This is a genomic window from Mycobacterium sp. (assembly GCF_049673265.1).
Taxonomy (GTDB): domain Bacteria; phylum Actinomycetota; class Actinomycetes; order Mycobacteriales; family Mycobacteriaceae; genus Mycobacterium.
Genome location: NZ_JBATXN010000655.1, coordinates 1 through 1,509, shown reverse-complemented (window position 1 = coordinate 1,509; position 1,509 = coordinate 1). Strand labels below are relative to the sequence as shown.

The window sequence follows — 1,509 nt, the reverse complement described above, 5'->3', positions numbered from 1 at the left end:
CAACATCAGGGCTGCGCACGCTGCCGATGGTGGTCGGCATGCTGACCACCTCAATGGGCAGCGGCGTCCTGGTCGGTCGAACCGGCCGGTACAAGATCTTCCCGATTGCCGGGACTGCCGTGATGGTGGTCGGCTTTGTGCTGCTCTCCCGCATGGGCCCGGGGACATCAGCAGTGCTGCAGTCGTTGTACCTACTGATCTTGGGCGCCGGTATCGGATTGTGCATGCAGGTGCTGATCCTCATCGTGCAGAACACGTCGAGTTTCTCCGATCTCGGCGTTGCCACCTCCGGCGTCACCTTTTTCCGCACGATCGGAAGTTCTTTCGGCGCAGCGATTTTCGGTTCGCTGTTCACCAATTTTCTGCACAGCCGAATCGGCCCGGCGCTGATTGCCAGCCGGGCGCCCGCCGCGGCCGCCAGTTCTCCGGAGGCCTTGCACCGGCTGCCGCATGACGTCGCAGCTCCGATCGTGGCGGCCTACGCCGAGTCGCTGTCGCGCGTGTTTCTCTGGGCGGCTCCGGTCGCGCTCGTCGGGTTTCTGGTGGCGTCGTTTCTGCGCGAGGTGCCGCTCCGCGATATCAGCCATAACGCCACCGATCTCGGTGAGGGATTCGCGATGCCGACCGGCCGGTCATCGGAGCAACTGCTGGAAGCCGCGATCGGACGGATGCTGCGGAGCGCGCCTCCCGGCATGCGGCTGCGCAGCATAGCCATGCGACCGGATTGCCGGCTCGATGTCGCCGGGCTGTGGACGGCGTTGCGGATCCAGCGCTACGCCCGGCTCGTCGGGGTCGCGCATCTGACGGTTATCGGCGACGACTTGGGCGTGCCGTACGAAATCCTCGAACCGACCGTCGAGCGCCTGGTTCGCTCCGGCTACGTCGCACAAGACGTCGACCGCTTGTGGCTCACGCCATCAGGCCAGCAGCAAGTCGATTTGGTGTCGGATCTGTTGCGGGACTGGATCGTCAACAAGCTTGCCGAATCTCCCGGTTTCGACGGACGGCCGGACCGGGCTCAGGTCGACGCCGCGCTCGACCGGATCGCCCAGCGGGTCGTCGCTCAACGAGATTGGCACGAGGAGCGCCCGCGGATGGACCCGATCGCTTCCCAGCGTTGACGACCAGCTGGCTGGCGAGACTGGTCGACCTCGCCAGCCAGATGGTCAGCTCACAGATCAAGGCACTACAGCGCCGAGATCAGACGAAGGGCGAACCAAGCAACAAGTCAATGACCGGGTCGAGTAGGGACCCAAGGCCTAGCGGCGCCAACAGATCAGCGTCAAGGCCGGAGGCCAGCAGGCCAAGCGCGTCATCCGGCACGCCCAAGACGAACGCGCTCGGGTCGAGCGCCCCGATCAAGTCGCTGAGCGGATCCGCATCAAACAGGTCGGCGGGCACGGTTGCGGCGCCGAAGGGCGTACCAACCAATACGACGATGACCGGGTCGAGTAGGGACCCAAGGCCTAGCGGCGCCAACAGATCAGCGTCAAGGCCGGAGGCCAGCAG

Annotated in this window: 1 protein-coding gene and 1 pseudogene; one reads left to right on the top strand and one right to left on the bottom strand. The window is 65.3% G+C overall.

What is annotated here, in order from left to right; genetic code table 11:
* A pseudogene (locus WBF82_RS22240) lies at positions 1-1,121 on the top strand (MFS transporter); the annotation flags it as partial.
* A 79-nt stretch (positions 1,122-1,200) separates the two neighbouring features.
* Here WBF82_RS22240 and WBF82_RS22235 read toward each other — a convergent pair.
* On the bottom strand, positions 1,201-1,509 hold a 309-nt coding region (locus WBF82_RS22235), incomplete at its 5' end, for a hypothetical protein (RefSeq protein WP_424385091.1).